Here is a 5737-nt window from a genome sequence, read left to right on the forward strand (position 1 = left end):
ACGGAGCGGCCCGCCACCCGCCCCTCGCCGAGGACACGCCGCATTCCCGCCAGGACCTCCTCCCGATCACCGCCGTGGAAGGCCGCGCGGAACTCCCGGTGGTCCCGGCCCACGGCGGCCGAGAAGCACACGTCGCCCAGGTCGGCGTCGGACCCGGGAAGCCAGCGGACCGCGTCGGAGACGCGTTCGGCCAGGGCCTCGGGCGTGTGCCCGGACAGGACGAGGACGTGCCCGGCGTCCGGGCGGGCCGCCGCCCGTTCTCCCCGGGCGCCGTGCTCGGCCACGACGACGTGGGCGTTGGTTCCGCCCATCCCGAAGGCGCTCACCCCGGCGACCCGGGGACGCGTACCGGGCCACGGCACGGTCTCGGTGTTCACCGACAATCCCGCCGCCGCCAGGTCGAGCCGTGTGGAGGGCCGCTCGTATCCGGCGAGCGGGGGAACGACGCCGTACCGCATGCACAACAGCACCTTGACCAGGCCCGCCATCCCGCTCGCGGGTTCCAGGTGACCGATGTTGGCCTTCACCGACCCCAGCAGGCGCGGCCCGCCCCCGGGGCCGAAGACCTCGGTCAGCGCCGCGACCTCGATCGGATCGCCGAGCGGTGTGGCCGTCCCGTGCGCCTCGATCAGCGTCACCTCCTCGGGAGGCGTGTCGGCGTCCGCGAGGGCCGCGCGGATGACGGCCTCCTGGGCCGAGGCGCGCGGGACGGGCAGGGCACCCCCGCGCCCGCCGTGGTTGACCGCGCTGCCGCGGACGACGCCCCAGACGTGGTCACCGTCGCGTTCGGCGTCGGCCAGCGGGCGGAGCACCATCGCGACCGCGCCCTCACCGGGGACGAAGCCGTCGGCGCGCTCGTCGAAGGGGCGCGGTCGGCCGGGGGAGAGCGCCCCCATCCGGGTGAGGCTCCGGTAGTACCAGGGGGTGAGGCCCACGTGGCAGGTCGCCACGAGCGCGGCGCCGCACTGGCCCGACCGCAGGGAGTGGACCGCCTGGTGCAGCGCGACCAACGAGGACGAGCACAGCGTGTCGACGGTCTGGGAGGGTCCGGTCAGGTCGAGTGTGTAGGAGATCCGGTTCGCCAGCACGGCGTTCATCGAGCCCAGGGCCGTGTGCGGGCCGACCCGCTCCAGGCCGGAGGCGTCGCGGTGGTGCTCGTAGGTCGCCCCGACGAACACCCCGACGTCGGACCGGCCGTGCAGACCGGCCTCGTTCACGGCGCGCCACGAGTGCTCCAGCAGGAGTTTCTGCTGGGGGTCCATCTCGTCGGCCTCGCGTCGGGAGGTTCCGAAGAAGCGGTGGTCGAAACCGTCGTCGAGTCGGAGGAAGGCACCGTCACGGCAGTGCTCCGCGTGCTCCTCAGCCCCGTCCGGGTTTTCCGACCCGGACAGCAGACCGACGTCCCACCGCTCCGCGGGCACCTCGGTGAAGGCCGTGCCCCCCGATTCCAGCAGTTTCCAGAACCCGTCCAGGCCGCGGCCTCCGGGCAGGTCGCCCGAGACCGCGACGATCGCGATGTCGCCGGGTCGGGCGGGTGCGGGCGGTTCGTCGACCGGGGTGTCCGTGCTCTCGGGCAGGGGATCCGCGGCCTCGGAGGGTGGTCCCCCGACCGGGTTGTCCACGGCCGACGCGTCCGTCACCCGGGGGCGGGGATCCGCCTCCTCCGCCGGGGCGTCCGCCGCCCCGGCGGGCACGCCGTACTGCTCGGTCAGGGCCCTGGTCACCCCGGCGGCGTCCGGGTACTCCAGGAAGAGGGTCGCGGGCAGGTCCGTGCCCACGATCCGGGAGAGCTCCTCCGACATCTCCACGCTCATGATGGAGTCGACGCCGTAGTCGGCCAGCGGTGTGCTCGGGGAGAGGTCGTCCAGGCCCAGGCGTGCGGCGAGGAGGTGCCGGACCCGCGCCGCGAGGTCGGCCGGGACGGGCTTCGGGCCGCTCCCGGACCCGGCGGAGGGGGCCGGCCGCCCGACGGGGGACGGCGTGACGGGGTGGGGAACGCCCCGACCGTCGGGGTGGGCGACCACCACCCTCCGGTCGCCCCCGCCCAGGACGGCCATGAGCGCGTCCAGGGCCTCCTCCGTGCCCAGGGGGCGCACGCCCCGCCGACGCAGCTGTTCGGCCACCTCGACACCCATGCCCACCTCGCCCCACAGACCCCAGGACACCGTCGTCCACGGGTGGCCCATGGTGTGCGCGAAGCCGTCGAGGTAGGCGTTGGCCGCGGCGTATCCCGCCTGTCCCAGGTTGCCGAAGGTCCCCGAGACCGAGCCGAACAGCACCGCGAAGTCCAGGTCCAGCCCGGACACGGCCGCGGCCAGCTCGCGGCTCCCGGCCACCTTGGGCCGCATGACGGCCGTGAGGTCCTCGGCGCTGGCGCCGCGGATCAGCCCGTCCCTGAGGATCCCGGCGGCGTGCACGACACCGGCCAGTCCGTGCCCGTCGGCGAGCAGGTCCGACACCACCGACCCGAGTTCGCCGGGAACGGAGACGTCGGCGCGCAGCGAGCGCACCCGGCAGCCGAGTCCGGACAACCGCTCGGCCACCTCCGGGCTCGGATCGGAACGGCCGACCAGGACCAGTTCACCCGCGCCCTCACGGGCGAGGCGCTCGGCGACCGCGACGCCGATGCCTCCGTGGCCGCCCAGGACGAGGTACCGGCCGCCGGGGCGGATGCCGACACCGCCCTCCGGGGAGGGGGAGGCCACGAGGGAGGGCTCGTGGCGGACGCCGTCGCGGTGGGCCGACTCCAGGGGGCCGGAACCCAGGGCGTCGGCCACGACCCGACGCGCCCGGGCGCCGGACGCGGCGTCCACCAGCCGCACGGCCAGGCCGGGGTACTCGATCGCGGCCGTGCGGACCAGCCCCCACAGCGCGGACCGGGCCGGGACCGGGCGGTCGCCCTCGACCACGGGCTGGGCGTTCTCGGTGACCACGACGAACCGCGCGTCCCGGCGGTGCGAGGCCAGGGTCCGGACCGCGTGCAGGCAGGTGTACACCCCGGCGGTGAACTCGTCCTCGTCGTCGCGCGCGTCGCCGGTCGACCGCAGGTGGACCACGCCGGACACATCACCGACCCGTTCCCACAGCTTCTCGAAGGCCCGGTCCGAGAGCTCCCCGGAGGGGTCCCCCGAGGGCGGTACCACCTCGACGACGCGCGCTCCCCGCTCGCGCAGCGCGCACGCGGTCTCCTCCACCAGGGGGGACGGACGGTCCGCTGGCGGGCGCAGGACCACCCAGGTGCCCCCGATCGGCTGGGGCGCGCCGGGATCGGCCGGGGACCAGCGGATCCGTCCCCCGGGCACGGGGCGGCGGGGAGAGGCCGCCCGGTGCATACGCACCCCCTCCATGACCGCCACGACGTTCCCGTCCCGGTCGAGGACCCGGGCGTCCGCGACGAGACGGTCGCCGGAGGCGCGGACACGGCGGACACGGACGCCGACCCGTGGGGGGACGGGCGCGTACACGGCCAGCCGTTCCACCCCCACGGGCACGGTCGTTCGAACGGCGGAGGCCGACGCGGGGTCCTGGACGGCCACACTCGCCAACTGGAGGACACCGTCCACCACATGGGGGTGCAGCAGCCAGGGACCGGCGGTGGCGGTGCCGTCCAGTTCGGCGGTCACGTGACCGCCACCGGCAGACAGAGAACGCACGACCCGCAGGTCGGGTCCGTACTCCAGCCCCGACGCGGCCCAGGCGGCGTACAGTTCGTCGGGGTCGAGCGGGGTCGTCTCCGCCTCCTCCCAGGGAACGGGGGGCGGGTCGGCCGACCGCCGCCCCCGGGCCGTGGACAGCACCCGTCGCCCCTCGGAGCGCAGGGCCAGTTCGACCCCGCCGTCGTCGTGGTACCGGGCCTCCAAGCCGACCCGTTCCCGCGCACCCTCGTCGAGGGCCAGCGGGCGGGGGAAGGCGATGTCCCGCAGTTCGCTCGGGGAGAGGTCCTCCCCCCGGAGGACGGCGAACATCATCATCTCGACCTGGGCGGCGGCCGGGAGCAGGGCGCGACCGCCGAACCGGTGCTGGTCGAGGAGCGCGTCGGAGGCGTCGAAGGTCTTCCTGTAGTTACGCGTGCGCATGGTCACGGGGTCCCTCGCCTCTCTTCGTCCATGCTGTCGACCAGGGGGTGCGCGGCCACCGGTGGGGGTTCGGGGGCGCGCCGCCCGTGGGCCGGTTCGGCGGACAGGTTCTGGCGGGCGAAGGGATAGCCCGGGATGGTGACGGTCCGACCGCCCTTGTCCGCGTGCAGGGCGTCCCAGTCGAGGCGTCCGACACCGGCGTTGAGGTAGGCAGCCACGGACTGGTACAGGCTCCGCTGTTCGGGGTGGTTTCTGCGGAGTGTGGTGTACCAGTGGGTGTGGGTGTCTCCGATGGTGGAGCGGGCGTGTGGTGTCAGGTGGGGTTGGGGGCCGATCTCCCAGTAGTGGCGTGCGCCGGAGGCGTGGACGGCTGTCACGCCGGGGTGGAATCGGACCGGTTGGCGTATCTGGGTGGCCCAGGTGTGCGGGTCGGTGGCGGTCTGGGTGGTGTGCCAGTCGCCGGTCAGGCCGTTGACCAGCGGTACGCGGGGTGCGCGCATCGGTGTGTCGGCCAGGGCTTGGGTGAAGGGTTGTACCGCGTCTTCCATGTGGGCGGAGTGGAAGGCGTGGGAGACGTTCAGCGTCCGGGCTCGGCGCGGTCCCCACTGCTCCACGAGTTCCGTGATCTTTTGGGCCGGGCCGGTCACCGTCATGTGGGTGGGGGAGTTGTGGGAGGCCACCTCCACGCCGGGGTGGTCGTGGAGGGCGCGGGTGGTTTCCTCCGTGGGGCCGGTGATGGCGGCCATCGTTCCGGTGGAGGGTTGTCGCTGCATGAGGCGGGCGCGGATCGCGGTGAGTCGGAGGAGGTCGGGGAGGTCGAAGACTCCGGTGGCCCAGGCGGCGGTCAGTTCTCCGAGGCTGTGCCCGATCGCCATGTCTGGTGTGATGCCCCAGGAGCGCAACAGCGTTGTCAGCGCCACCTGGGTGGACACGATCGCCACTTGGGCGTGTTGGGTCTGGTCGAGCAGACCCTGTTCGTCCGCGAAGAGGATCGTGGTCAGGGGCGTGTCCGTGTGCGGGGTGAGCAGGCGCGCGCATTCGTCGATCGTGCGCCGGTAGGCCGGTTCGGTCTCGTAGAGGGTGCGGCCCATCCGGGGGTGTTGTGATCCCTGGCCGGTGAACACGAACGCCGTCGGCGCCGACTGGTTGAGCACCGTCGACACCCCGACCTCACCCGACGCCACGGCGCGCAGGCCCTTGCGTGCGGACTCCCGGTCGGTCACGGTGAGCACCGCCCGGTGACGGTGGTCCGTCCGTCCGACGTTGGCCGTACGGACGAAGTCGGCGAACCCCTCGTCCGGCAGGTCGGCCAGGTGGTCGTCGTAGTCACCCGCGATCTGCCGGAGGGCGGATTCGTTGGGTGCGGTGACCTTGAGCAGGTGGGCCTGTTGGGGCAGTGGGGGCCGGGTTTCGCTGTTCGGAACGGGGGGTTCTTCAAGGATGACGTGGGCGTTGACTCCGCCCATGCCGAAGGCGCTCAGCCCCGCGCGGCGGGGAACCCCTGCGGGGGGTTGCCATGTCACGGGTTCGGTGGCGGGGTAGAAGGGGGAGGCGTTGAAGTCGATGTGGGGGTTGGGGGTGTTCAGGTGGAGTGTGGCCGGGATGGTGTGGTGGCGCATGGCGAGGATGGTCTTGGCCAGGCCCGCGAGTCCGGCGGCGGG

The 5737-nt window shown here is 73.7% G+C and carries 2 protein-coding genes; both read right to left on the reverse strand.

Annotated elements, in window-relative coordinates; all coding sequences use genetic code 11:
* Positions 1-4076, reverse strand: a 4076-nt coding sequence (locus D455_RS29845) for an SDR family NAD(P)-dependent oxidoreductase (protein WP_152487036.1), incomplete at its 3' end; no start/stop codon positions are given.
* A 2-nt stretch (positions 4077-4078) separates the two neighbouring features.
* Positions 4079-5737 (reverse strand): acyltransferase domain-containing protein (locus D455_RS29850; protein WP_017570424.1); only part of this gene is annotated, 1659 nt, incomplete at its 5' end.

It is taken from the genome of Nocardiopsis halotolerans DSM 44410, from assembly GCF_000341065.1.
In the GTDB taxonomy this organism is placed as follows: domain Bacteria; phylum Actinomycetota; class Actinomycetes; order Streptosporangiales; family Streptosporangiaceae; genus Nocardiopsis; species Nocardiopsis halotolerans.